Origin of the sequence: Streptomyces sp. NPDC037389, assembly GCF_040636475.1 — a bacterium.
In the GTDB taxonomy this organism is placed as follows: Bacteria; Actinomycetota; Actinomycetes; order Streptomycetales; family Streptomycetaceae; genus Streptomyces; species Streptomyces hesseae.
Genome location: NZ_JBEZUS010000001.1, coordinates 260,310 through 285,968 on the forward strand (window position 1 = coordinate 260,310; position 25,659 = coordinate 285,968).

The window sequence follows — 25,659 nt, forward strand, 5'->3', positions numbered from 1 at the left end:
CCCCATGACCACACCAACCGGTGAGAGCACGCGCGGCCAAGCGCCGCGCGTGCTCGTCGTCACCTTCGCCTTAGACCCAACCGCCGACTACGTGTTGCGCGAACTCAACGCCCGCCACGTCCCTTTCTGGCGTACCGACCTCGCCGACTTCCCCACCCGCTCTACCCTGTCCGCCGTACTGGGAACCGACGGCCGATGGCGAGGCGCCATGCACGACTCCGCACGCGGGGTGGACCTCTCGGAAGTCCGCGCCGTCTGGTGGCGCAAGCCCACGCCGTTCTCTTTCCCGGAGACCATGAGCGGCCCCGAGCAGGCGTTCGCCACGTCACAGGCCAAACGCGCCTTCTCCGGCGTTCTCGGCTCCCTCCCCAACGTGCTCTGGATCAACCGCCCCGAGCGCAATGCGGACTGCACCAAGCCCCGGCAACTCGCGGCCGCGGCCGAGGCCGGCCTGTGCGTCCCGGAGACCCTGATCACGAACAACCCCGCCGACGTCCCCCCCTTCGCCGAGCGATGCGGCGGCCACATCATCACCAAGGTTCTCGGCGGCATCGTCCACACCGAGAACAACACCCGCGGACAGCTCTACACCCACCGCGTACTGCCCGAGCAGTGGACCGACCCCCGTATCGCTCTGACCGCCCACCTGTTTCAGCGCGAGATCACTGACAAGGCGTACGAGGTCCGGGTCACCGTCGTCAACGGCCAGACCTTCCCCGTCGCCATCCACGCCCCGGCCGGCCCCGCCAGCCTCGACTGGCGCCGCGACTCCCGCAGCCTCCACTACAGCTCTGCCCTGCTGCCCGCGGACGTTCAGCGGGGCATCGAAACCCTGATGTGGCGCCTCGATCTCGTATTCGCCGCCCTGGACTTCATCGTTGACAGCAACGGCACGCACTACCTCGTTGACGTCAACCCTGGTGGGCAATGGGCGTGGATCGACCAGACCCGCGACGCCATCACACACGCCCTCGCCAACCTCCTGGAGAAAGGCAGCACGACGTGAGCACCGAGACCGATCTCGACCAGGAAGCCGCGCAGCTCCGCGCCAAGCTCGTGCAGACCCTCGTCGATGTCGGCGACCTGACCGATCCCGCATGGCGGGACGCCTTCGAGAAGGTGCCCCGCCACAAGTGCGCGCCCTACTTCTACGACCACACCGGTCGCAAGATCGCTGGAGACGATCCCGAGACGCGCGAGCAGTGGCTTACCGCTGTTCACGGGAACCGGCCTCTCGTCACGCACCGTACCGACGGCAGCGCCACGTCGAGCAGCTCGCAGCCCTCGATCATGGCAACGATGCTCGAAGCGTTGCGGGTCGCCGACGGAATGCGCGTCCTCGAAGTGGGGGCCGGCACGGGGTACAACGCTGCATTGCTCGCGCACCGGCTCGGGGACGACAACGTCGTGACCATCGACGTCTCACCCGACATCACCGGCCCCGCCCGTGAGCGCCTCGCCGCCACCGGGCATCATCCACTCGTCGTGACCGGCGACGGCGCGTTCGGCTGGCCGGACAAGGCCCCCTACGACCGCATCCTCGTCACCTGCCAGCTCAGCACCGTTCCCCCCGCCCTCGTGCGGCAACTCGCCGAGGGCGGGTTCATCCTCGCCCCCCTCGGCAACGCCCTTGCCCGTATCCGCCGCACCGGTGAGCGCACAGCGGAAGGCGCCTTCCTCCCGGGCGGCGCGTTCTTCATGCCGCTGCGTCGAGGTGCTGGCGATGGCCAGCCGACCCGCCGGCCCGCCCTGCCCGAGGCTGTCGGACGACCGACACACGTCCCCGCCGCCGCCGTCGCGAACAACGACTACCGCTTTCTCCTGAGCATCGCCGTACCCGGCCTCACATGGCAGTACGACCTCGACGACGAGAGGAAGCCCACGGGCGCCCGGGTCTGGGCGCCTGACGGCTCCATTGCCGATCTCAAGGCCGATGGCACCGTGACCGAGGCCGGCCCCCGAAATCTCTGGAGCTGCCTCGAAGCGGAGTACGACACGTTCCTCGGCGCAGGCGAGCCCGGCCCCGAACGCTACGGCGTAGCGATCAACGAGGACGCACAGCGCGTGTGGCTCGACACCCCCGACGGGCAGGGCTGGAACCTCACGCCCTGACAAGCAAAATGCCGACGGCCCTGGCACTGCGCTGAGTACCGGGGCCGCGTCTTGCTCTGTCCAGCGGTCCCGGTCCCTAGGCCGCGCCCGTTACGTCTCCACTGATCCCGTCCCCGGCCCCGGCAAGGCGTGCGGACGAGGTCTTTGGCGTGCCCACCGTGGGCTGACCGATCACGCCTCGCCGTCGCCGGCGCGCTTAACGAAGGTGCCCTTCCCCCACTCCGTCTCGACAAGCCCGCGTTCCCGAAGCTCACGCAGCGCCCGGCGGGCAGTCATCCGCGCTACCCCAAAGCGTTCGACCAGTTCAGGTTCGGACGGGAGCTTGGCGCCCGGCTCGTACTTACCCGCTTCGATCTCTGCGGCGAGCGCATCGAGCACCCGCATGTAAGGGGCACGCGGACTGTGGGGGTCACTTGGACGCTCAGGCATAGGCAGAGCGTAGACAAACTGGCCATTGATCGAACACTTAGACAGGTGGACATGATGAAACGGTGGACAGGTTAGACAAGTAGGAATAGCGTCCCCCTGAAACGAAAAGCGCCCCGAAGGACCGTTGCGACCGGTCCGACGGGGCTTAGCCGACCAGCTATGTAGGAGCTGACCAACTCAATGCGCGATCCTATCGCCCGCGCCCTCCAATGGGTGCTTCGCTTCCTGCTGCCCACCGCCGGGAAACACCGGGCCGTCGGCGGCAGTGCCACCAGGACCACCCCCTCGCCCGCCCTCACGGGGAGCGCCTCGCTCCTCCCGTCGAACCGCCCCGTCATCTGCGCTCCCCGGACCCCCATCCCCGTCCACGTCCTTGCCAGGACCATGCCCATCCCGCCCGGTACCCGCCCGCTCGTCCCGCTCTACATGCAGCGCTGGCAGGAGGAACTGGAGAAGCGCGAGCGACAGCGTCAACGGTGCGTAGCCCTCGTGGCCGCTGCTATGGGCTACGAGTACGAGTACACGTACCCCGGAGCCCCGGCGTACCCCGCGGCGGTGCCCGCATGAGCGCCGTCACGTACGCCGAACTGTTCCCCGAGGTGCCGCCGGACCGCCCCGCCCGCTGCTGCAACTGCGGCAGAGACACGACGGCACCGGTGACAGTCGGCTACGTGCCGAGTGCGAGCGGGCCCGGCTACGGTCGCGTCGCCTGCCCCGACTGCGCGCCGAAGGTCGCACCCATGCCCGAGCCCTACCGGCCCACACTCACCTGACCAACGTCAGAAAGCGCCCCGTCCGGCCGTCGTGCCGGGCGGGGTTTTCGCTTGTCCGCCCAGGCGTGACGGTATACGCCTCGGCCCCCGCTCGCGGCGTGCGAGCGGGGGGCCGAGGCGCGCTCTCCCTGGGGAGAATCTGGGGAGAACGGAGAGCGGATGGGGAGTGCGAGCCCGCAAAGGCGTACAACTCTTGAAACGCTGGGCAACGCCGTTTATGCAGGTCAGCGGGCTATGGGCCCGCATACCCGCAGGTCACAGGCCCTGAGTGACAGAACCCGGCGTACAGGCCGACTCGTCCGCCCTCACCCCGTCTGACCTGCGAAAACAGGCTCCGGCGGGGCTTCTTTTCGGCTCCTGGGGGTTTTCCGGGGGGCGCTGTGGCGCGTCGTGGTCACTGCCAGAAGAGTTCTTCGATCACGATTTGCGGGTCCGCGGTGCGACGGATGAAGACGAAGCGGGCCCATCCGCGCCCGCCGTCGAAGGCCAGGATGTGCGGGCCTCGAAAGCGGGTGGACCTGGCGGCTTCGACCGGGATGTGCTCCCCGGGCCGGTAGGGGTCTTTGGCGGTGAGGACGTCGATCAGAGCGTCCCGGAAAGTCTTCCGCACGTCTTCGGGCAGCGAGTCACGGTAGGTGCGGGCGCCTTCGACGTAGTCGATCTGCCACGGCGGCCCATGAACCCGTCGTCGGTCACTGGCCGGGCTCCGCGTGTCCGGCTTCCCGCCGCAGGTGCGCGGTCTGTTCGAGGAGGGCGCGGGCCTCTGCGGTGTCACCGGCTTCGGCGGCGCGGTCCTCGAGGTCGGACACCCGGGCGTCCAGTCGGGGGTCGCGGGCGAGGGCGTACTCGGTCCACCAGCGGGCCATGAACGCCGGGACAGGCGTGAGGTCGTAGGTGTCGGCGATGTCCCGTTTCCAGTGCCGGTCGAAATCGGCAAGGAGTTGCGGGGCATGGGCGGCGATCGCTTCCCGGAGAGCCTTCGGATTGCGTTCGGGCATGGGCGGGACACCGGCGGGGCGCTGTGTGGCGGAGTGGGCGCTCAAGCGGAGCTCCTTCTCAGGCGGCGCAGTCATCGCTCTCGGAAGCGTGTGGGTACACAGTAGCCAGGCGAGGCGAGGGCGACGGTGCGGCACTGGTTTTGACCGACCGGTGACGCAGGTATGACGCCTTGACGGTCGTCGCCGTACGGCCCTTGCCCCATCCCGGCCGAAAAGCCACCCAACCCCGCGGCCGCCCCATTGTGCGACCCACCCCCCACCGGTTGCATATGCGCCGACCGAAGCCGTTCCGGTTCCGGTGAACGTTCCGGTACGTACGAGGGGGAATCGTGCGCACGCCCAGAGCACGTTCAGGTAGAAGATCAGGAAGAAGACCGGCCGCGAGGAGCGGCATAGCAGGGGCGGCCGCGCTGATCGGCGCGGCCGCCCTTGTCGTGTCGGCGGTGCCCGCGCAGGCGGTCACCGCGCCGCCGCCCACCCCGGGGCCCGCCGAGGTGGTGCCGGGGAAGGGGACCTCCACCCCTTCCCTTGTCGGCGGCATCCGGGAGGACGCCGGGGCGGCCGGCAGCGCCGCCGACGCGGCGAAGCGGCATCTCACGGAGAAGAAGAGCCGTTACCGCATCGACCGTCCCGACCGTGACCTCGCCCCCGTCCAGGCCGTCACGAACGGCGCCTCCGAGACCGTACGGCTTCAGCAGAAGCACCGCGGTGTCGACGTCCTCGGCGGGCAGTACCTCGTCCGCATGGAGAGGAAGAACGGCAAGCGCGTCGTCACCGGAGCCTCCGGCAAGTACTTCACAGCACTGACCACCGGCACCACGCCCGAGGTGAGTGAGGAACTCGCTGTCGAACGGGCCGTCGATGCGACGCTCGCCCAGCTGGCCCACGAGGGCTTCGTCGCCGACCCCGGCGACGAGGGGGACACGCCGCCGCTCAGCGGCACCGCGCGCGGTCTGGTCGTGCTGCCCAAGGGGCCCGGGGTGCTCACTCACCACGTGACCGTCCGAGGCACCGACCCCGCCACCCGGCAGCCCGTGCTGCGCGAGGTGTACATCGACGCCAAGGCCGGCTATCCCGTCCTTCAGTACAGCGGTATCAAGACATTCGGCACCGCTGGAGGCGGCGGGTCCGCGTCCGGATCCGCGGCACCGGCCGGGCAGCGGTCCGCCGCCGACGGCTCCGCCGTCAAGGGCTCCGGCGTCACATTCGACGGGAAGACCGTCGAGCTCGACCTCACCCACGACGCCTCCGACAGTCAGTACGTCATGCGCGACAGCGCCCGGATGCGCGACGGCAGCAAGGCCGCGATCTCGACCTGGGACGTCCGCAAGAAGCGCGTCGACGAGGTGTCGAAGCAATGGCCCGCCGACGTCCTGGAGTTCAGGTCGCCGAACCCCGCCTTCGACAAGGAGGCCACCGAGTCCGGCGCCGTCGACGCGCACTGGGCGGCCGGGAAGGTCTACGACTACTACAAGTCCGTCCACGGCCGGGACAGCCTCGACGGCCGGGGCATGGCGATCAATTCCATGGTCGGCGTCACCAACTACGGGACCCCGTACGTCAACGCCTTCTGGGACGGCGCCAAGATGGTGTACGGCAGCGGTGACACGGAGTACCGCCCGTTCTCCGCGAGCCTGGACGTCGTCGGGCACGAGATGACGCACGGCGTCGTCGAGAACAGCGCCGATCTCGTCTACGCGGGCCAGTCCGGCGCCCTCAACGAGGCGATCGCCGACTACTTCGGCAACGCCATCGACACCGACGCGCACGGGACCGCCATGGACAGCCCCGACGCGGGGCTGCTGGGCGAGGGACTGTGCCGGACCAAGTCCCCGCGCGCGTGCGCCACCCGGGACATGAACGACGGCAGGACGACCTCCAAGTCCTTCCTCGGCGTCGACTTCGCCACCGACAACGGCGGCGTCCACCTCAACTCCACCATCTTCTCCGGCGCCCTCTGGGACATCCGCAAGGACCTGAACCGCACCCTCGCCGACAAGATCGTCTACCGGGCGCTCACGGAGTACATGACCCCGCTGGACGGCTTCACCGAGGGCCGCAACGCCGTCATCGCCGCCGCCAAGGACCTCAAGGTCTCCGCGAAGGACCTGAACGCCGTCACGCGCGCGTTCAACGGCCACGGCATCGTCCCCGACTGGGAACTGGCCATCGGCGTGGACACCGACCCGCTGCTGGGCAGGCTCAACACCGCGAACTCGCGCCCCGGCGCGGGCGGCGGCTGGTGGGTCGCGTCCAAGTCGAACGAGAGCGGCAGCGAGCCCTACTCGGTCTGGGCCGGCCGCGCGGACGGCACCGGTGAGAAGAAGCTGATCAGCCCCAACGACGGCCGCTACCACGTCAACCCGGTCACCGACGGCAAGACCGTGGTCTGGGAGGCGAACGGGCCCGGTGGCACCGACCTGCTGTCGCGGCCGCTCGCCGGCGGCCCCGTCAAGACGCTGGTGCACAGCCGGTACGGATTCCACCAGCAGGCGAAGGTGGAGGGCGACGTCGTCGTCTTCGTCCAGGTCTTCCGGCGTGGCTACGCGCCACTGGGGTACCTGCGCAAGGGCGACAAGGAGCCGACCTGGGTCGACGACGCCCCCAGCCGCCGTGACGCGATCGGCCAGCACTCCCTGAAGAACGGAAAGATCGCCTACGGTACGCGCATCTACAAGGGGCGCGGGAAGTACGAGTACTCCACCAAGGTCCTGGACCTCGCGTCCGGGAAGACGACCGTGATGCCGCAGCTCGGCACGCCTCTGAACGTCGGCCAGACCGCGATCACCGACAAGTACGTCTTCTGGACGGTGGACGAGATCGCCGCCGATCAGGGCCAGCGGGCCGTCCGGCGCGCGAACCTCGACGGTACGGGCGCCGTCGACATCAGCAAGGAACAGGGAGCGGACGCTCTGTTCCCGGGGACGCTGACGGCCTCCGAGGACGCGGTCACGGTCTGGTCGCGGACGCCCGACACGGCGTACCGCAACGAGACCCTGCCCAAGCTGTGGCAGTTCTCCGTCGACGGCTCGCGTCGCGCCCGGATGTCCTGCAACCGCGGCGAGCAGGGCCTGCCCGCGGCGGTCTCCGGTACGCAGGTGGTGTGGATCGACTCCTCCACCGGCTACTCCGACCTGGTCACCCGCACCCGCCCGGCGGGCAACTGCGGCTGACGTGTACGGGGTGACGCCGCCGTGATCAGGGCGTCAACCCGGCAGAACGGGCTCCCGGCACCGATCGGTGCCGGGAGCCCGTCCTTTCCGCCGTCATCACCCGTAAGAGTGGAGATGTGAATCACGGTGGTGCCGCGCGTGACACGCTTCGATTCCCGTCGTTTCTCGTGTATACGCACTGTCGAGAGCCCCTCGCCGCCATGGCGAGGGGCTCTCGGGAGAACCGTCTATCGCGGCCTGGAGGTGTCTAGAGCTTGCTCTTCAGCCACTCACGGGCCTCTCGGCTACCCCCCGTTTTGAGCAGCGTCGACGCGGTCGCGCCAATGACGCAAAGCCCTCCCATGAGCTTGAAGGTGATCATTACGCCTTCGCCCGCGCGAACCGTCCCCGTGGTCACGAGGATGAGGAACACGATGACCCCGACGGCCACGATCCCGAAGGCGAGCCGAAAGGCCAGCCGCACCCATGTGGGTGATGCGTCGCCCGGGGGTGTCTGCGCGTCGTCCTGATCCTGCACGTGTCCGGCGACATCCATAGCGCCCTCCCAATCTCCGCCTACTGCCGCGGCTTTGAGCGCTTCCGGGCAGTAAGCGGCTCGCGGGTGAGACCTCCGGTAGGTCTCGCTCCCGTGGGCGCCCGCCTGATGGCCGTCGGGCGGGCGCCCAGTAAAACCAATGAGTCTCGCTCAGCAGACCCAACGAGTCTGTTCTGGATGGGATGCGCACGGTCATCTCATCGAATGAACGCCGGTCCGAGGCGTGATGCCGACGGGCAGCGCGTTCGCTACAGGGAAGGCGATATCCGGTGATGCCCCCGAGGGCCTACACCGCCTCCTGCGGCTCGCACCCCGCCCCCGCGTACGGGCGGGCGTGCGGGCCGCCGATGGCGTTCATCACGGCCAGGCCCTGGTCGTCGACGAACTTGGTGAACACCTGCTGGGCGTAGCCGAAGATCAGGGCCCAGGCGATGATCTGCGCGGAGGAGTCCAGGGCGCTGAGGCCGGGGACGAAGTCGCCGCGCATCAGCAGCAGGCCCAGGACGGCGGTCAGCGCCCCCATCGGCAGCTTCAGCAGCGCCAGCGCCACCGGCACGCTGTAGGAGGCGGACGTGCCCCTGATGTGGCGCAGGGACAGGGCGGCGGCCACCGACGCGGCCACGGTCCCGGTCATCTCGACCACGGGGTAGTCCCACTGCGACGCCGCCTTGCCGAACGCCTCGTCGAGGTCCTTCACGTCGGACGGCGGTTCCATGCCCGTCGGGCAGACGATGCCGATCCCCTCCGGCCGGAAGCACAGCGGCACCACGTCCGGCGCCCAGGCGCCGAGCAGGGCGACCGCGAGCGCCATCGCCGCCAGCCCCAGACTGACGATCACCACGATGCGGACGAAGCCGAGGGCGCGGAGCTTCTCGCGTTGCAGGGCCTGCTGGGCGGTGACGACCGCGCCGACGAGGGCCGCGCGCTGGGCGGGGGTCAGCGGGGCGCCGCAGGTCTCCCGTGCGATCTCCTCGACCCGCTTCCGCCGTTCGTCGGTGACCGGCAGCTGCTCCCGTACGAGGGCCACCAGGCCGGGCATCAGCGCCTGGACGTCGGGCAGCGGGGCCATGCGCAGCATCAGGCCGTACGCCGCGTCGATGTGGACGTTCGCGACGGCGAGGTGCTTGTTCGGCCGGCGGCCGGGGTGGTCGCCGTGGCAGAGGGTCTTCTCCGCCGCCTGGAGCTCCGCGAACGCCTCGTCGGCCAGTGCCGGGGCGGCGGCCCGTACCTCGGGGTCGGTGTCCGCGAGCGCCCTGTCCTTCGCGATCCGGACGCGCGCCCGGAGTTCGCCGATGCGTGAGCGGGCTCCTTCGCGGAGCTCCCACGTGCCCTTCTCGAAGCGGCGCTGATGGTGTCGGTTCCCGGCCATACCGGCGAATATCGCCGAACCGGGGCGGCTGGGCCGGCGTGATGCCGCCGGGTTAACCCCATTGGTCCATCGGAACCGCGCGCCCCTCGCGGTGCGCGGCTAGCGTGGACGGGGATCCTGCCGAGAACCGAGAACCGAGAACCGCGCCTGAAAGGGGCGGAACATGTCCTTTCTCGTGTCAGCCGTCGCCGCGTCCCTGGCCGTCGTCGCGCCCCTGAGCACGACGCCCCGCCACGGCCCCTACGTGCACGGGCAGTTCGAGGCCGCCGGCACCGGTACCGGTACGCACCGGGCGGTGACGTTCGACAAGAAGGCGGTGCCCGAGAAGAGCCGGGTCGCCGTGGTGGAGCGGAAGGGGAAGGACGGGACGCGGGTGGAGCTGAGGGTGCGGGGGATCCAGGGGAGCCGGACGTACGGGGCCCACGTCCACCAGAAGCCGTGCGGCGACGCGCCCGGCGACTCCGGGGCGCACTACCAGAACGTCAAGGACCCCAACTCCCCGTCCGTGGACCCGAAGTACGCCAACCCGCAGAACGAGGCGTGGCTGGACCTCACCACCGACAAGCGCGGCAACGGCCGCTCCGCCACCGTCGTGAAGTGGCGCTTCCGCGCCGGCGAGGCCCGTTCCGTCGTCATCCACGAGCACGCCACCGAGACCGCGCCCGGCAAGGCCGGAACGGCCGGGGCACGGCTCGCCTGTGTGAACGTGCCGTTTACGTAAGCCGTTTAGGCAAGCCGTTTACGGAAGCAGCTCGTACGGGCTCGGCACCGGGAAGTAGCCCTCCAGGAACGGCGCTATCAGCGCGTCCGTACGCGCCAGGTCGTCCGCCGTGGACACCGTGTCGTTGATGCAGAACACGTCCAGATCGCGGTGCGCCAGCAGGCGGTTGAGGCGGCGCGAGGTGTTCTGGTGCGCCAGGTCCACGTAGATGTAGCGGAGGTCGGACGGTATCGCCCGGGCCTGGTGGTACGCGTAGTAGTGGTGGAGCGAGGAGGCCAGCGAGAGGTCCTCGGGGCTGCGGAAGCGCGCGGCGGCGGTGGCCGCGTGGGCCTCGGCGTAGCGCTCCTCCAGCTCGGTGAGGACGGCGCGGCTCAGCGCGTGCGGCACGTGCCGCATCTTCTGGGTGAAGGTGGTGGCGAACCCCTCCTCCACCAGTGCCCGGTTGTTCTTCGCGGCGGCCGCCACCGGCGGGTCCTCGGGGCGGTGCTCGCCGAGGGGGACCAGGGCGGGGGAGGGGAAGAACTTCGTCAGGCCGTTGGAGAGGAAGAACGTCTGGGGGGTCAGCGGAGCGCCGAGGAAGACGTCGTCGTTGAAGTAGAGGAAGTGCTCCGACAGGCCCTCGATGTGGTGCAGCTGGCTCTCGATGGCGTGCGAGTTGAACGTCGGCAGGACGTCCGGGTCGGAGAAGATCTCCTTGTGGCTGACCACGTGGACGTTGGGGTGCGAGGTGTCCAGCCAGGACGGCGTCTGGTCGTCGGTGACCAGGTAGACGTTGCGCACCCAGGGGGCGTACTGGTGCAGCGAGCGCAGCGAGTACTTCAGCTCGTCGCGGCTGAGGTAGCGCGCGTCGTTCGCCGCCTCCTCGTGGAGCTCCTCGACGGAGGCGTCGGCGCCCTGGGCCTTGGCGCGGCGCGCGGCCCAGACGGGGTCGCTGCCGTCCACCCAGGTGTAGACGACGTCGATGGGGAAGGTGATGTCCTGCGGCAGCCGGATCGTGAACTGCGGGCGGGTGCGGACCGTGGTCCGCTCCGGGCGCGGCGCGTGCCCCAGCGGGCCGGTGAACAGCTCGACGGGGGCGTCGACGGACGCGTCGGTCTCGTCCGCCGGGACCTCCTCGACCACGCCGTTGCGGCGCGGCGCGACGAGCAGCGGCCCGTGCGGGCCGTCCTCGCGCGTCCAGAACTGGACGTCGCAGCCGTGCTCCTGCCCCAGGACGAGCGTGCCGTCGGCGGTGGTGCGGAACCAGGTCACACGGGTGGCCGGGCTCTTCTCCACCTGGCGCCAGGTGCCCGGGACGAAGCCGGGGAGCGCCTGACCGGGCACGTTCTCCCGGTTCACCGGAGCCACGTAGCCCGGTATTCGGGCGCACAGCCCGGCCAGCTGCTGCTGGACCCGGCGGCGGTCGGCGGCGGCGACCGCGACGACCGGGGCGGACTCGGTGGTCGCGGCCCGGACGCAGAAGTAGTCGATCCCGGCCTGCTCCAGCGCGGTGCAGACCAGGTCCAGGGCGGCGGCGCGGGAGCCGTGCGGGGTCAGGACGGGGTCGACTAGCGCGATGTGGGCCTTGCCGTCGACGAGGACCACGCGCGGCTGCGCGGCGGTCGTGCCGGACGCCTCGGACGTATCGGTCGCGCCCGCGAAGCGGCGCTGGAGCCGCTTGCCGCGCAGCTTCTGGCGGCGCTGCTCCAGGTCGAGGGAGTCGGCCATGTGCTGCATCAGGGCGCCGCGGGTCTCGACGGAGACCCGCTGGGCGATCGCGCGGCGGGCACTCTCCGGGAGCAGCCGGCGGTAGGCCTTGACCAGGCCGGACTTCTCCGGGTTGGCGCCGCGCTTCGCGGGAGCGGTAGCGGGAGCGGTAGCGGTAGCGGCGGAGGGGGCGGGCGCGGCGTCGGTCGTGCGCTGGGCCGGGACGGAGCCGCCCGTGCCCGCGGCGGACGGGACCGAGGTCGAATGGTCGATAGTCAAGATCGCTTCAACCCCTCGGCACCGCATCTCACCGATGCGGCACAACACGTAAAACAACCAGTACGTCCCGTGACGACCGGCCCGGAAAAAGACAGAGACTCAAGTAATTACCAGAGCGTTCAATGGAGAGGCAATCGCAGGCCACCGCCCCGATGCCCCTCCGGAGCCGCCGGGGGGCGCCCGGAGGCGGCCCGCGCGCACCGCTCCCGGCCGTGCCCCTCAAGGGATCCACGCCCACCGGCCACACTTGGTTGCATCGTCGCCCTGTGGGGTATTTCACCACCCGGTAACGTGCCCGTAGAACCGGGGTGGTAGGGGAATTATCCGATTCCGCCCTCCGGGTCGGCGCCCGCCGCCGTTTACCCTGAATGGGTGCACGCTCAGATCATGACCCCCAGCGGCCGCGGGGTGCGCCCGTGACCGCGCCTCGCCACGCCCTGCGCGTGATCAAGAAGTCGGCCCGTATCGCGCTGACCCGCAGCCCTGCCTGGAAGGTCGGCCAGACCGTCCGCCGCAGGGTGAACACGGGGATCGCGACCGGACGCGACACCTACGTCGACTCCGTCCTGATGCCCGCCTCCCAGGGTTCCGCGGCCCGCGTCCAGTACGCCGCCGTGCTCGACGGCCACACCCTGAACCTGCACGCGACGCTGCCCGCCGGCACCCTCCCCGAGGGCGACACCGGCACCACGGCCCACGTCGTCCTCGTCAGCGGCACCACCCGCCTGCGCGCCGAGGCCGTACTGAGCCGCGAGGAGAACGGCGAGATCTCCGTGACCGCCACCACCCTCCTCGGCGACACCCTCGGCGGCGTCCCCGTCACCCCCGGCCGCTGGCACCTCTCCCTGGAGCTGGAGCCCGCCCGCCACGAGGGCCGGGCCGCCCTGCGCCTGCGCCTCCTCGGCGACGGCGCCCCCACCTACACCGGACCCACCCGGGCCCTGGCCACCTGCGCCGTCACGGGCCGCCGCCACCGGCTCGGCATCACCCCCGCCGGCCAGCTGCGCCTGACCGTCGCCCCGGCCCGGGCCCGCGCCGAGGTGCTGCGCGTCGAGCGCTCCTTCAGCGGCGTCGGCATCCTCTTCGCGATCTACGGCTCCGGCACGGCCATCGCCGAGGGGGAGAGCCCCGTCGTCGAGGTCGCCGAGCTGGACCGCAAGCACGCCCTCGACCGCCGGCCCGCCGAGCCGCTGCCCGGCGACGCCACCGCCTGGCGGCTGACCGTGCCGCTGGCCAAGCTGGTCGACACCTCCCGCAAGCAGACGCTCACCCTGCGCCTGCCCCGCGGCGCCCGCGGCACCAAGCCGCTGGAGATCGGCCGCCGCGAGCACGACCTGCGCTCCCCGCGCCAGGTCGTGACCCCACCCAAATTCACCGTACGGGCCGCGGACGGCACCTTCGTCCAGGTCAAGCCCCAGTACACCCGCCGCGGCGCGCTCCAGCTCGTCTGCACCCCGCGCACCCCTGCCGCCGGCGCAGCCGGATCCCACCAGTGACACCGGGAAACCGCCACCGGACCGCCGCACACCACGAAGGCCGCACGTGAAAATCACCTTTCTGCTGACCTCCGCCGACACGATGGGCGGGACCGAACGCGCCACCATGACCCTCGCCGAGCTGCTGGCCCGGCAGCACGACGTGGAGATCCTCAGCGTCTTCCGCACGGAGGACGAGGCGTTCTTCGACAGCGGTGCCGTGCGCGTCCGTCACCTCGTGGACGCCCGCGGCGAGGCACAGCGCCCCGTGCGGAGCGACGCGACCTCCGGCTCCGACATGGCCGCCGCCTACCGGCGCCTGGCCGCCACCCCCAGCGAGCTGGTCCGCGCCGAGTGGGAAGCCGCCTTCAACCGCCTCGCCGACCTGGAGCTCGCCGAGGCGCTCCACTCCATCGACACGGACGTGCTGGTCTCCACCACCCCGTCCCTGATGGCGTACATGGCCCAGCTCGCCCCCCGCCGGGTGCTCACGGTCCACCTCGACCACCGCGTCTCCGAGCTCCGCGGCGTCACCGGCGAGCCGCTGCGCATGTACACCTCGCACATCGACGCCCTGGTCTCCCTCACCAGCCGCACCCGCGACTGGTTCGCCGAGACCCTCGGCGGCTGCGCCCCCCGTCTGGCCACCATCGGCAACTCCCTGCCCGAGGGCTTCCGCCCCCGCTCCACCCTGGAGACCCGCACCGTCGTCCTCGGCGCCCGTCTGGCCGGCGAGAAGCAGGTCGAGCACGCCATCCGCTCCTTCGCCACCGCCGCCGCCGACCGCCCCCGCTGGACCCTGCGCGTCCTCGGCGGCGGCCCGCGCATGCGCGCGCTGAAGAGCCTCGCCGCCCACCTCGGCGTCGCCGACCAGGTCCAGCTCGTGGGCTCCACCGCCAACATGGCCGAGGAGTGGGCCAAGGCGTCCATCGCCATGCTCACCTCCCGCGTCGAGGCGTTCGGCCTCGTCCTCGTCGAGGCCCAGGCCGCCGGCGTGCCCGTCGTCGCCTACGACTGCCCCAACGGCCCCGGCGAGATCCTCACCGACGGCCGCGACGGCCTGCTCGTCCCGCTCGGCGAGGAGGGCGAGCTCGCCGACGCCCTCGCCCGGCTGATGGACGACGACGACCTCCGCCGCGAGATGGGCGCCGAAGCGCACAAGAGCTCCGGCCGCCACACCGGTGGCCAGGTCACCCAGGAGTGGAACAGCCTCCTGGAAGAGCTCGCCAAGGACCGCGACAGCGGCGACCGCGACGCCGCCAAGGCCCGCCGCCGCGCCCTCCAGGCCGCCGCCGACGCCGAGGGCGGCATCGCCGGCGCGGCCGTCCCCAAGGGCGTGGACCGGCCCTTCTCCGACGTGGCCCACAAGGCCCAGGAAGTGCGCATCGAAGCCGCGCGCCCCGACGTCAAGCGGGCCGGCGGCCAGATCTGCCTCGTCAAGGAGAACACCACTCCCTTCGAGGTGATGCAGGACAACCTCGACCTCGCCGTCGACGTCTTCGACGCGCTCGGTCTGTCCTACGCGCTCACCCCCACCGCCATGCTGCGGCACACCATCACCGTCGACGGGGCCGACCGCGACGCCTTCGTCACCGACTTCGCCGAGCGCTACCGCGACGAGCCCGTCTACGCGGGCCTGCTCAACGACCGCGGCTCGGTGCTGCGCACCGTCCTCGCCTCCTTCCTCACCCCCGACGTCATCCCGGCCAACTGCACCCGCATCCGCGTCTTCCGCCCCGTCCTCACCGGCGGCGGCCAGCTGCGCGTCAGCGGCGTCTACGGCTGCGACGTCGTCTTCTGGCAGGACACCGAGGACGACGAGACCACCGTCACCGTCCCCGGCAACACCCGCTACGGCGCCACCCTGCCCCGTACCGAGCTGGCCAAGCCCGCCGTCACCCGCATCGGGGAGCGCGACTACCGCACCCTCGACGCCTTCGCCAAGACCTTCGTCGACGGCGTCGACTTCCCCATCGACGTCGTCTACACCTGGGTCGACGGCACCGACCCCGCGTGGCTGGCCCGCAAGGAGAAGACCCAGGCCGAGCACGGCATCCTCGCCGCCGAGTCCGCCGGCGCCTCCGCCCGCTTCCGCAGCCGCGACGAGCTGCGCTACTCCCTGCGCTCGCTCGACCTCCACGCCCCGTGGGTGCGCACCATCTACCTGCTCACCGACGACCAGACCCCCGACTGGCTCGACACCGACCACCCCCGGGTGCGCGTCGTCAGCCACAAGGAGGCCTTCGGCGACACCGGCAAGCTGCCCTCCTTCAACTCGCACGCCATCGAGAGCCGCATCCACCGCATCGAGGGCATCGCCGAGCACATCCTCTACTTCAACGACGACGTCTTCCTCGGCCGCCCGATGAAGCCCGAGTCCTTCTTCCACGGGACCGGCGCGGCCAAGTGCTTCATGTCGCCCACCGCGATCCCGGCCGGCGACCCCTCGCTCGACACCGACCTCGTCTTCGCCGCGGCCAAGAACAACCGCGCCCTGATCGAGAAGGAGTTCGGCAAGACCATCGCCAACACCTTCCTCCACACCCCGCACCCGCTGCGCCGCAGCGTCCTCGCGGAGATGGAGGAGCGCTTCGCCGAGGAGGTCGGGCTCACCGCGTCCGCGCAGTTCCGCGCCCGCACCGACCTCGCGATCGCCTCCTCGCTGCACCACTGGTACGGGCTCTTCACCGGCCGCAGCATGCCCGGAGCCATCAGCTCCGCCTTTGTGAACGTCGGCCTGCGCGACCACCACATCCGGCTCCACCGGATCCTGGCGACCCGCTCCCACGACGTGTTCTGCATCAACGACTACCACGACGGCGACGTCCCCGAGGACGAGCAGGCGGACGCGCTCGCGGTGTTCCTCGGGAGCTACTTCCCCGTCGCCTCGCAGTTCGAGAAGGGCTCCGAGCGCAACCGACGCCTTGTCCACGGTGGAGAGTGAAGGCCATGGAATTCCGTGAATTCCGCCGCAACTTCCGTCGTGACCTCCGCCGCAGGACGGTCCTGACCGGGCTCCTCGCCCTGGCCGTGGCCGGCTGCTCGTCCGGTACGCCGCACTCGTCCCCCACCGCCCAGGGGGACGTCGCGACCGACCGGGCGAACGGCGCGGTCACCACGCTCCAGATCGTCGCCCACCCGGACGACGACCTGTACTTCATGAACCCGGACGTCAACCAGTCGATAGGCGGTCAGCACCGCGTCGTCAGCGTCTACTTCACCAGCGGTGAGGCCAACGGCATCAACAAGGTGCCCGGTTCGAAGGACCAGCCGCGCAAGGACTTCGCCGGCTACGCGGGCGCCCGCCAGCAGGGCCTGCGCCAGGCGTACGCCTTCATGGCGACGGGCAACGCCCACGCCGAGTGGAAGCGCGGCACCCTGGACCTGCCGGGCGGCCTGAAGGCCGAGACCGACAGCCTGGCCGACAACCCCGCCGTGACCCTGGTCTTCCTCGGCGTCGCCCAGCACACCCAGGACCGGCCGGGCCAGCCCGACGTCCGCGTACCCACCCTCTGGTCGAACCCCAAGGCCAAGAGCGTCAACCGGCTCGCCGGCGGCTCCACCGTGACCGAGTCCCACCCGCTCACCAAGGCCCAGGTCACCGACGCCCTCACCGGTGTGCTCGACCGCTTCAAGCCCACGCTGGTGCGCACCATGGACCTGGACCCCGACATGCAGGTCCACGACGACACCCACCGGCTCCACCACGACCAGCGCGGCTACTCCGACCACCCCGACCACACGGCCGTCGCCCAGTTCACCTACGCCGCGCTCCAGCGCTACAAGGGCCCCGGCAACGGACGGCACTACGTCGTCGCCGCCTACCGCGGCTACTACAACGAGCGCTGGCAGCGGAATCTGCCCGTCTCCGTGGTGCGCCGCAAGGCCGACGTCCTCAACGTCTACGGCGGCGAACCCGGTTCGTGCGGCTTCGCCGCGGGCTGCGGCGACTACGACGTCGGCCAGGACCGCTCGTACGGCACCGGCTGGATGCAGCGCACCAGCCCCCGCTACCCGGGCGCGGCCACCTGGATGCTGCCCGGCCCCGACGGCCGCCTCGCCGCCTTCGGCGTCCTCGACCAGCAGGCCGCCATGTGGCAGGAGACCGCCCCGGGCAGCGGCACCTGGGACGGCCCGAAGCTGCTCGGCGGCGGCCAGCTGCTGCCCACGCTCACGGCGAGCCTCACCAAGGACGGCCGCTGGCAGCTCTTCGCCGAGCGCATCGCCGGCCTCGGCGTGAAGCCCGAGGAGAACCGCCGGGAGATCGTCATGGCCGAACAGGACGCCAAGGGCGGCTCGTTCGGCGCCTGGACCTCCCTCGGCAACCCCGAGCAGGACCCGACCCGCGGCCGCCGCGTCGGAGGCCCCGTCGTCGCCCGCAACGCCGACGGCTCCCTCCAGCTCTTCGCCCGCAACTGGGCCAAGGGCGTCGCCACCCGGCAGCAGCAGCCCGACGGCTCCTGGTCCCCGTGGACCGACCTGCCCGAGGCGGAGGTCCAGGAGGGCCTGTCCGCGATCACCGACGCCAAGGGCCGCATCCACCTCTTCGGCGCGGGCCACGACACCCTCTACCACTGGGAACAGCAGACCCCCGGCGGCCCCTTCTCCCTCGACCGCTCCGGCCTGCCCGCCTCCGTCGACCCCCCGGCCGCACTCGCCAAGCGCGACGGCTCGGTGCAGGTCGTCTTCCGCGAGGCGAAGACCACCAACATCGTCGCCTACCGCCTCCCGGCAGGCGGCGGCGCATGGCAGGACGAGAAGGTCGACCTGGCCGGCCGCGGCTTCGGCGCCTTCAGCGTGCTGCCTGCTTCCTCGGGCGACGGCACCATGATCGCCGCCCGCAACAACGACGGCTCGACCAGCCTCGTCACGATCGGCGCCGACGGATCGGGCGGCCCGGGTGGCAACAGGGCGCCGCGCTGGTCCACGGTCCCGGGCGCGGTCGTGGGCACGGCGGCCCTGGCGATGGGGTCCGGCTCCGGCTCCGGCGACAAGCCGCTGCTGGGGTGGCTCGGGCCCGACGGGAAGCTGCACAGCGCGCGGGTGAAGTGACCTGGCGCGGCAGCCCCCGCGGGTCTCCGGGCTGCCGTCAGCGGTTGGGCCAGGCGTCGCGGGCGTCGGCGAGTTTGCCCGTGCCGTCGCCCGCGTAGAGATAGACCTTGCCCGGGCCGACGATCGAGCGGGCCCAGCGGGCGAGGAGGTCGGCCTTGCCGTCGCCGTCGAAGTCGCCGCTGAGGACGTTCTGCATGCTGCCCCAGGACTTGTCGCGCCACATGGAACGGGCGTTGTCGAAGGAGCCCTTGCCGTTGCCGGCGTACAGCTGCAGCGAGCCGTCGTTGGCGCCGGCGACGATGTCGTCCCGCCCGTCGCCGTTGAAGTCACCGGTGACGATGAAGTTCTTGCTCCAGGACTTGTCGCGCCACATCTCGGTCTTCTTGCCGGTCAGCACGCCGTCGGCTCCGGCCGGGTAGGCGAACAGCGACTTGTCGCCCCAGATGGCGATCAGGCCGTCGCGCTGCCAGCCGTCCCCCCGGTAGCGGGCGATGTTGGCCATCTTGCCCCAGGAGGTGTCGGTCCACATCTTCTTGGCAGCCGCGAGCTTGCCGTCGGCCTGTCCCGCGTAGAGGTGCAGAGAGCCGTCCTCGGCCACCGCGGCGATGTCGGGGCGGCCGTCGCCGTTGAAGTCACCGGCGATGATCTGCTGCTTGCCGCCCCAGGACTTGTCGTACCAAAGCTCGCGACCGTATTCGAGGGTGCCGTCGGCGCCCGCGTAGTAGGCCACCAGCGAACCGTCCCTGAGCACGGCGGCGACGTCGGCGCGGCCGTCGCCGTTGAAGTCGGCGGAGGTCATGACGCCGGTGAACTGGTCGAGTTTGTTGAACAGGCGCAGCTGCTGGACCCAGCTGTTGGTGTCGTCGACGCGGGCGGCGACGGCGCCGGTGCGGGTCTCGGCGTCGTCGCCGCCCCAACAGCCCTTCTTCCAGGAGCCGGTGGCGACGCCGGCGAGCTCGACCGTGCCGTTCGTCTCACGGAGGACCGGGCTGCCCATGTCGCCCTGGCAGAGCGAGGCGTCGGCGGGGGCCTTGGGGGCGAGGCCGATGGTCTTGGCGTCCACGGTGCCGGCGCCGAAGACGGCGGTGTTCAGGCGGGTGGGCGCCCACTCGTCCTTGGTGCGGCCGTAGCCGGTGACGCGCAGGTCCTCGCCCTGCCGGGGCTGGGCGGTCGACACCTGGACGGGGACGACACCGGTGACGGGCTTCGCGAGCCGGACCGCGACCAGGTCACGATCGGTGCGCGGGACGACCTCGGCGGCCTCGGTCACGGTGCCGGCCGTGCTCCCGAGGTCCGTACGGCCGACGGTGACCGTCGCCTTCAGCGCGGGCACGCCGGGGGTGACGTTGCCGCTCGCGTCGGCGAAGCAGGACGCGGCGGTGAGCACCCAGATCGGGTCGACCAGCGCACCCGTGCAGGCGCGCTTCCCATCGCCGATGTCGAGCTTCGCGGTGAACGCGTACTGCCCGTCCTTGGCGGTGTCACCGACGACGGCGCTCGCCGGGGTGGCGGCGGTCAGGGCGCCGGCGGCGACGGCGGTGGCGAGGGCTACGGTCGTCCACGCGGTGTGTGAACGCTTCCGGGATGTCTGAGACAACTGTGCTCCTGAAAATGCCCTGGGTCAGTCAGGGCATGTGGAACGGCATTGACGGGTTAACGGGCTAACGGCGTCAACGGCTTTGACGGGACGGGGCTGGACTCAGCCGACGAGCTGGACCTCGCCGAGCGGGCCCCGGGTGGAGGGGATGGCGCCGGGGGTCACGTTCGGGTAGTAGCTGAGGTCGGTGGTGTCCCAGCGGACGAGGATGTCGTTGAGGGGGCCGGCGGGCTTGGTGAAGTTGCCGACGGTGATCTGCGCGGCGTGGGTCCAGTGGTAGCCGACCGGGGTGACCTGGATACGGCTTTGGTCGTTCTTGGTGTCGCCGCCGGGGAAGATCTGGGTCTGGCCGTCGCTCCAGCGGATCAGCAGGTCGGCGGTCTTGCCGCCGGTGAACTCGCCGGCGTTGATCTGGACGGCGGTCTTGAAACCGTCGTTCTTCAGCGTGAGCTGGGTTTCCTTCTTCACGCCGTTGACACCGGTGTCGGTGTACATCGACGTGGAGCCGTCCTCCCAGAGGACGAGGAGGTCGTCGCGCAGGGCGTTGGCGGAGAAGCGGCCGGAGGTGATCAGGCGGGCGTGGGACCACCAGGAGCCGGGCTCGGCGAGGGTCTTCTCCTCGTGGAAGCCCTTCTCGTCGACGTGGGTGTAGGTGGAGAGCTTGCCGCCGGCCCAGCGGACGGTCAGACCGTCGGTACCGCTGTCGCTGTAACGACCGGCCGTCACCGCGTCGGCGTACTTCCAGTAGCTGCCGGCGCCTTCGAGCTGGATCTCGCGGGTGAAGGGGTACTTCGGGTTGTCGTAGTCGGCGCCCTGGAAGAGGCTGGCGGAGCCGTCCTTCCACGCGACGAACAGGTCCATCCGGCGCTTGCCGGTGGGCTCGCCGGTGAAGTAGCCCGACGCCAGGTGCGCGGCGTTGCCCCAGCCGCGCCGCGCCAGCAGTGTCCGGGCGTACGTCTGCTGGACCCAGTCGGCCACGTCGTCGACGCGGGTGGCGACGGCGCCGGTGCGGGTCTCGGTGCCGTCGGTGCCCCAGCAGCCGTTCTGCCAGGAGGCGGTGGCGACGGCGACGACCTCGGCGGTGCCGTTGGCCTCGCGGAGGACCGGGCCGCCCATGTCGCCCTTGCAGAGGGCGGCGTCGGAGGGGGTCTTGGCGGTGAGGCCGACGGTGGTGGCCGCGACGGCACCGGCGCCGAAGGCGGCGGTGTTCAGCCGGGTGGGGGCCCACTCGTCCTTCGTACGACCGAACCCGGCGGCCCGCAGGTCCTCGCCCTGCCGGGGCGCGGTGGAGCTCACGGCGGCCGGGGCGACACCGGTGACCGGCTTGGCGAGCTTGACCATGACCAGGTCGCGGTCGCCACGGGGCACGAGCTCGACGGCGTCGACCGTGGCGCCGGCCGTCCCCGTGAGGTCGGTACGGCCGACGGTCACGACGGTCTGCTGTTTGGGGGCGCCGGCGGTGATGCGGAAGCCCTGCGAGGGGTCGTCCGCGAAGCAGCTCGCGGCCGTGAGCACCCACTGGCTCTCCACCAGGGTGCCGGTACAGGCTCTGTTGCCAATGCTGATCTTCGCGGTGGACGTGTACTGCCCGTCCTTGGCCGCGTCACCGACGACGGCCTGGGCGGGTACGGCCGTGAAAGCACCGGTCGCGACGGAACCGGCGATGAGCCCTGCTATCCACGCGGCGCGCGGACCCTTGCCAGACATGTTGCTTTCCTTACGAGACGAACCGTGAGGGATGGCCTTGAGGAACAGCCGGTGGCGCGCGCCCGGCGCGCCACCGGCTGGAGAACGCGGCGGGTTACTTCTTCGCGACGATCTCGAGCAGCGTGAACTCGCGGCCCTGCGGGTCGGCGGTCTCGCCGACGGCCGTCCACTTGTTCTTGTCGAGGTTGAAGGACTTCGACTCGTTGGTGGTCACCATGTTGACCTTGACCGCGTAGTCGTTGCCCTTGGCGCCGTAGACGGTCGGCAGCTCCAGGCTCAGGTAGCCGGTGGGGCCGTTGACCTTGAAGCAGAACTTGCCCTGGCCGACCTTGTCGCGCTCCTGCATGCCGCGCGAGTAGACCTCGATCAGGCCCGGGGCGCTGTCGCAGGTGGCGAGCATGATGTGCCCGTCACCGCTCTTCAGCTTGATGCCGCGCTCCTGGAAGATCTTGTCCGCCTGCGGGTACTCGAAGTCCTCGACGATGGGCGGCGGGGTGTCGGCGGCCATCGCGGCGTTGGCGCCGGTGATCGCGACGGTGCTCGCCAGGACGGCGGTGGTCAGCACGCGGGAAACAGCCTTCATTGTTCCTTGCCTTTGCAATGAATTCGCTAAGAAAGCGTTTGGCTTACGATAAAAAACGTGCGTGCGTGAATACCGCGCACGTGCCTGTCCGGCAAGGAAACCAGGATGGTTGGTTCCGACCCCCCGATCGACATGCCCGGCCTGACGGCGCGTTGCTCCCCCTGCGCTGGACCGGCGCCCTATTGATATCACCTGGATCGGTGTGTTCAGAAGCTGAATTGAGGGCTCCGATGCGAAATCACAGATTCCGTTTTTGGCGCGGATGCCAGGGGCCCGCCGCGTACCGCGCCGGGCCCCTGACCGCCTTAACTCCCGGGTGTGCCGGACCGGGGGATGAACTAGGCTTCCCCGTGTTGAGCCACCCATGGAGCACGCCCGTCCCCTCGTTCTTGCCGAGGGGGTGGGCGGTACAACCGGCGCGGAGACCGCACGTGGTGGGCTCGGTGTACGTCGGGTTTTCGCGCACCTTTTGGGATTGCCGGGGTGAAACTCCACCTTTTGAGAACGAGCCGAGCGGTCCAGAAGGCGGCTTTCCGGTTACCGGGCCAGAAGTGCGGGCCGCCGTTGGTGCCGCGGCCGATGAGAATCGGGAATGCCGTCGCCATTGGAATCGACGGCGGCGGTCTGCTTGGAGGCCGGAGGGTGAGGAGTGAGCGGTTCGCCTACGAGGAGGCGGGCGACTGCGTCCCGCGTGGACGACGGCATGGGATGACCGTCTGACGGGGGAGTGACCGGCTTACCCGAAAGCCGATGCCCTCCGGCCCGCTGTGCGGGCCGGAGGGCATCGTGTGTTGGTGGGTGGCCTACGAGTGGTAAGTCACGACGGTGGGCTGCCCGAAGGTGCCGTCGCCGTTGCCCAGCCAGATCTGCTTGGGCTGGACGCTCATGTAGGGCTTGGCGATGATGTCGGCCTTGCCGTCACCGTTGAAGTCGCCCGCCACGGCACCCTCGAAGTTCCAGTTGCTCAGCAGCGCCTTGGGGGCGCTGAAGGCACCGGTCTTGTTGCCGGTGGCGATGTAGAGCTTGTCCTCCGCGTGGTGGTCCTGCCCCAGCAGATCGGCGACGCCGTCGCCGTTGACGTCGGCCGCCGTGGCGTGGGTGAAGCGCCAGCCGTCGGCCACCTTCTCGGGCTGCGCGAAGGTGCCGTCGCCGTTGCCCTTCCACAGGAGGACGGCGCGGGAGTCGGGGTCCACGGCGACGAAGTCGGCCTTGCCGTCGCCGTTGAAGTCGCCGGCCGTGGTCTGGATGTGCTTCCAATCGCTGATGATCTGCCGCCCGGGGCCGAAGGCACCGCCCTTGCCGCCGGCCAGGAGGGTGAGGCCACCCTTGGCGTCGCCGACGAGCAGATCGGCGAGACCGTCACCGTTGAAGTCCGCGCCGGCCTCGACATGGAGGTCTCGCTGGAGCCCAAGGCTGACCGGGCTGCCGAACGTGCCGTCCTTCCGGCCCTTCATCACCGCCAGGTTCTCGGAAGGGAGCCAGCTGTCCGGGTCGGCCGGAACCAGGACGAAGAGATCCGTGATCCCGTCGCTGTCGTAGTCCCCCACTGCGACGATCTGCTCGGTGAGTTCGACGCGCGGGGCCTCGGCGGCTTGCGCCGGAGCGGCGCTCACGAGCGAGCCGATGGCGATACCCGCCGCGAGAAGCCGTGCGGCCGACGCGGTGCTGGTGATCTTGCGGAACATGGACAGATCCCCCCGGGGAATCGTTGAAGCGGTGACCGGAGGCGGTCCGCGCGGTCGGCGCAGCCCCGGCATCTCCCGATCGTGTGTGAATGGTATAAACGTCAGAAACCGCACAGCTTGTTTGATTGCGTGGCGGATCCGCGCAAACGACAGCCAGGTCGTCCGGTAAAATTACCATACCAGCCGGACGGTTAGGGGTTGTCCGGTTTTTCGCTGCGGCCTCGCCGGACCCTTACGAGAATTGCGACCACACGTGCCCGAAAATCTCATCCAGTCAGGAAGCACTGAAAAACGGGCGCAGAAGCGGCCGCGCCTGGCGGTCCTTGACGGACTGCGGCTCGTCGCCGCCCTGATGGTGGTGTTCTGCCACTACACCGCGTCGAACGACGCCTGGGCCCAGCCCGCGATCAAGCTGTTCCCGCAGCTGCACAGGGTCACGCAGTACACCTGGCTCGGTGTTGAGGTGTTCTTCCTGATCAGCGGCTTCGTGATCTGCATGAGCAGCTGGGGGAAGAAGCTGGGCGACTTCGTGGTGTCCCGTGTCACGCGCCTCTACCCCGCCTACTGGGCCGCGTTGATCCTCGCCGTGGCGGTCATATCCCTCTTCCCCGAGGTCCGGCACGTCCAGAACTGGACCCAGGTCGCGGTGAACTTCACCATGCTGCAGGAGGGAGTCGGCGTCCGCAGCGTGGACGGCGTCTACTGGACGCTGTTCGTCGAGATGAAGTTCTACTTGCTGTTCGCCGTCGTGATCAGCCGTGGGCTGACCTACCGCCGGTGTGTGCTCTTCTGTGGCCTCTGGACGGTGGCGAGCCTTGTCGCCCAGGTAGCGCCGAACGACGTCCTCCTCATGTGGACGGAGCCCAACTTCACCCCGTACTTCGTCGCCGGCATCGCCCTCTACCTCGTCTACCGCTTCGGGCCGAACCTGCTGCTCGGCGGCATCGTGCTGATCTCGTTCCTGCTCGCCGAACTCCAGGTGTCCCGCCGTGTCCTCCGCCTCGGCTACGACACCACGAACGTTCACCACGCGATCCACGTCTGGCCGGCCCAGCTGATCATCGCGGCCGCGTTCCTGTTCATGACGATGCTCGCGCTCGGCTGGTTCAACCGCATCCAGTGGCGTTGGCTGACGACCGCGGGTGCCATGACCTACCCGCTCTACCTCCTTCACCAGGCCATCGGCCTGACCGTCCTGCACCACTTCCGCAACCGTGTGTCCGCGCTGCCGCTCGTCCTCGGCGTGGTCGCCGCGATGCTCCTGCTCTCCTGGCTCGTCCACCGCTTCGTCGAGCAGCCCGTCAGCAAGTGGCTGGGCAAGGCGATGAAGAGGGCCATGACCGACCTGCGCAAGCACTCCGACCCGCCGGTCGTCGAGCACCGGCAGGCTCCTCCCGCAGTACCTGTCCAGCGGGAGGAGCCCGCTGGAGCATTCCAGCGCTCCTGACTCTCCTCGTCGAAAGGGCTCCCCGGAATCTCTCCGGT

Annotated in this window: 20 protein-coding genes; 10 read left to right on the plus strand and 10 right to left on the minus strand. The window is 70.2% G+C overall.

Annotation, left to right across the window (positions count from 1 at the left end; genetic code table 11):
* Positions 1-4: 4 nt before the first annotated feature.
* Both AB0E98_RS01365 and AB0E98_RS01370 read left to right on the plus strand, forming a co-directional pair.
* Positions 5-1,006 carry an MvdC/MvdD family ATP grasp protein gene (locus tag AB0E98_RS01365; protein WP_361697313.1) on the plus strand — a complete coding sequence of 334 codons (1,002 nt, stop codon included), beginning with the start codon at positions 5-7 and terminating at the stop codon, positions 1,004-1,006.
* On the plus strand, positions 1,003-2,112 hold the full coding sequence (locus tag AB0E98_RS01370; RefSeq protein ID WP_361697315.1) for a methyltransferase domain-containing protein: 1,110 nt from the start codon (positions 1,003-1,005) through the stop codon (positions 2,110-2,112). The genes AB0E98_RS01365 and AB0E98_RS01370 overlap by 4 nt, the downstream gene beginning before the upstream one ends.
* Before the next feature lie 171 nt (positions 2,113-2,283).
* Here the strand turns inward: AB0E98_RS01370 and AB0E98_RS01375 are convergent, their stop codons facing one another.
* Positions 2,284-2,541, minus strand: coding sequence for a GntR family transcriptional regulator (locus AB0E98_RS01375; RefSeq protein ID WP_361697317.1), 258 nt, complete (start codon positions 2,539-2,541; stop codon positions 2,284-2,286).
* Positions 2,542-2,721: 180 nt separating this feature from the next.
* Between AB0E98_RS01375 and AB0E98_RS01380 the strand changes: the two genes are divergently transcribed.
* Positions 2,722-3,108 carry a hypothetical protein gene (locus AB0E98_RS01380; RefSeq protein ID WP_361697319.1) on the plus strand — a complete coding sequence of 129 codons (387 nt, stop codon included), beginning with the start codon at positions 2,722-2,724 and terminating at the stop codon, positions 3,106-3,108.
* The gene (locus AB0E98_RS01385) at positions 3,105-3,314 is read left to right on the plus strand and encodes a hypothetical protein (RefSeq protein WP_361697321.1); all 210 of its coding nucleotides are present in this window, start codon (positions 3,105-3,107) and stop codon (positions 3,312-3,314) included. Before AB0E98_RS01380 ends, AB0E98_RS01385 begins: the two co-directional genes overlap by 4 nt.
* Positions 3,315-3,708: 394 nt before the next feature.
* Here the strand turns inward: AB0E98_RS01385 and AB0E98_RS01390 are convergent, their stop codons facing one another.
* Both AB0E98_RS01390 and AB0E98_RS01395 read right to left on the minus strand, forming a co-directional pair.
* On the minus strand, positions 3,709-3,924 hold the full coding sequence (locus AB0E98_RS01390; RefSeq protein WP_361697323.1) for a hypothetical protein: 216 nt from the start codon (positions 3,922-3,924) through the stop codon (positions 3,709-3,711).
* Between the two features lie 82 nt (positions 3,925-4,006).
* A complete protein-coding gene (locus AB0E98_RS01395) occupies positions 4,007-4,312 on the minus strand; it encodes a DUF6247 family protein (protein WP_361698113.1) in 306 nt (101 codons plus the stop codon).
* Positions 4,313-4,755: 443 nt separating this feature from the next.
* Here AB0E98_RS01395 and AB0E98_RS01400 point away from each other — a divergent pair, with 443 nt between their 5' ends.
* Positions 4,756-7,485, plus strand: a complete 2,730-nt coding sequence (locus AB0E98_RS01400; protein WP_361697325.1) for a M4 family metallopeptidase — start codon at positions 4,756-4,758, stop codon at positions 7,483-7,485.
* 247 nt (positions 7,486-7,732) lie between these two features.
* Here AB0E98_RS01400 and AB0E98_RS01405 read toward each other — a convergent pair whose 3' ends face one another.
* Positions 7,733-8,020 (minus strand): hypothetical protein, encoded by a 288-nt coding sequence (locus AB0E98_RS01405; protein WP_361697327.1) that lies wholly within the window; start codon positions 8,018-8,020, stop codon positions 7,733-7,735.
* A 286-nt stretch (positions 8,021-8,306) separates the two neighbouring features.
* A complete protein-coding gene (locus AB0E98_RS01410) occupies positions 8,307-9,389 on the minus strand; it encodes a hypothetical protein (RefSeq protein WP_361697329.1) in 1,083 nt (360 codons plus the stop codon).
* Between the two features lie 163 nt (positions 9,390-9,552).
* Between AB0E98_RS01410 and AB0E98_RS01415 the strand changes: the two genes are divergently transcribed.
* A complete protein-coding gene (locus tag AB0E98_RS01415; RefSeq protein WP_361697331.1) occupies positions 9,553-10,110 on the plus strand; it encodes a superoxide dismutase family protein in 558 nt (185 codons plus the stop codon).
* An 18-nt stretch (positions 10,111-10,128) separates the two neighbouring features.
* On the opposite strand, the gene AB0E98_RS01420 is transcribed toward AB0E98_RS01415, so the two are convergent.
* The gene (locus AB0E98_RS01420) at positions 10,129-11,913 is read right to left on the minus strand and encodes a stealth family protein (RefSeq protein WP_361698115.1); all 1,785 of its coding nucleotides are present in this window, start codon (positions 11,911-11,913) and stop codon (positions 10,129-10,131) included.
* Positions 11,914-12,491: 578 nt separating this feature from the next.
* Here AB0E98_RS01420 and AB0E98_RS01425 point away from each other — a divergent pair.
* The 3 genes from AB0E98_RS01425 to AB0E98_RS01435 are packed head-to-tail and all read left to right on the plus strand — an operon-like array spanning position 12,492 to position 18,602.
* Positions 12,492-13,571, plus strand: a complete 1,080-nt coding sequence (locus tag AB0E98_RS01425; RefSeq protein ID WP_361697333.1) for a hypothetical protein — start codon at positions 12,492-12,494, stop codon at positions 13,569-13,571.
* Between the two features lie 46 nt (positions 13,572-13,617).
* A complete protein-coding gene (locus tag AB0E98_RS01430; RefSeq protein WP_361697335.1) occupies positions 13,618-16,494 on the plus strand; it encodes a stealth conserved region 3 domain-containing protein in 2,877 nt (958 codons plus the stop codon).
* Positions 16,495-16,499: 5 nt separating this feature from the next.
* Positions 16,500-18,602: a PIG-L family deacetylase gene (locus tag AB0E98_RS01435; protein WP_361697337.1), complete on the plus strand. Its 2,103-nt coding sequence runs from the start codon at positions 16,500-16,502 to the stop codon at positions 18,600-18,602.
* A 37-nt stretch (positions 18,603-18,639) separates the two neighbouring features.
* On the opposite strand, the gene AB0E98_RS01440 is transcribed toward AB0E98_RS01435, so the two are convergent.
* The 4 genes from AB0E98_RS01440 to AB0E98_RS01455 all read right to left on the minus strand — a co-directional run bounded on the left by AB0E98_RS01440 (position 18,640) and on the right by AB0E98_RS01455 (position 24,174).
* On the minus strand, positions 18,640-20,199 hold the full coding sequence (locus AB0E98_RS01440; protein WP_361697339.1) for an FG-GAP-like repeat-containing protein: 1,560 nt from the start codon (positions 20,197-20,199) through the stop codon (positions 18,640-18,642).
* A 102-nt stretch (positions 20,200-20,301) separates the two neighbouring features.
* Positions 20,302-21,906 carry a S1 family peptidase gene (locus AB0E98_RS01445; protein ID WP_361697341.1) on the minus strand — a complete coding sequence of 535 codons (1,605 nt, stop codon included), beginning with the start codon at positions 21,904-21,906 and terminating at the stop codon, positions 20,302-20,304.
* Positions 21,907-22,000: 94 nt separating this feature from the next.
* The gene (locus tag AB0E98_RS01450; RefSeq protein ID WP_361697343.1) at positions 22,001-22,489 is read right to left on the minus strand and encodes a hypothetical protein; all 489 of its coding nucleotides are present in this window, start codon (positions 22,487-22,489) and stop codon (positions 22,001-22,003) included.
* 803 nt (positions 22,490-23,292) lie between these two features.
* Positions 23,293-24,174: a VCBS repeat-containing protein gene (locus AB0E98_RS01455; RefSeq protein WP_361697345.1), complete on the minus strand. Its 882-nt coding sequence runs from the start codon at positions 24,172-24,174 to the stop codon at positions 23,293-23,295.
* Positions 24,175-24,427: 253 nt separating this feature from the next.
* Between AB0E98_RS01455 and AB0E98_RS01460 the strand changes: the two genes are divergently transcribed.
* Positions 24,428-25,621 carry an acyltransferase gene (locus AB0E98_RS01460; protein WP_361697347.1) on the plus strand — a complete coding sequence of 398 codons (1,194 nt, stop codon included), beginning with the start codon at positions 24,428-24,430 and terminating at the stop codon, positions 25,619-25,621.
* Positions 25,622-25,659 lie beyond the last annotated feature (38 nt).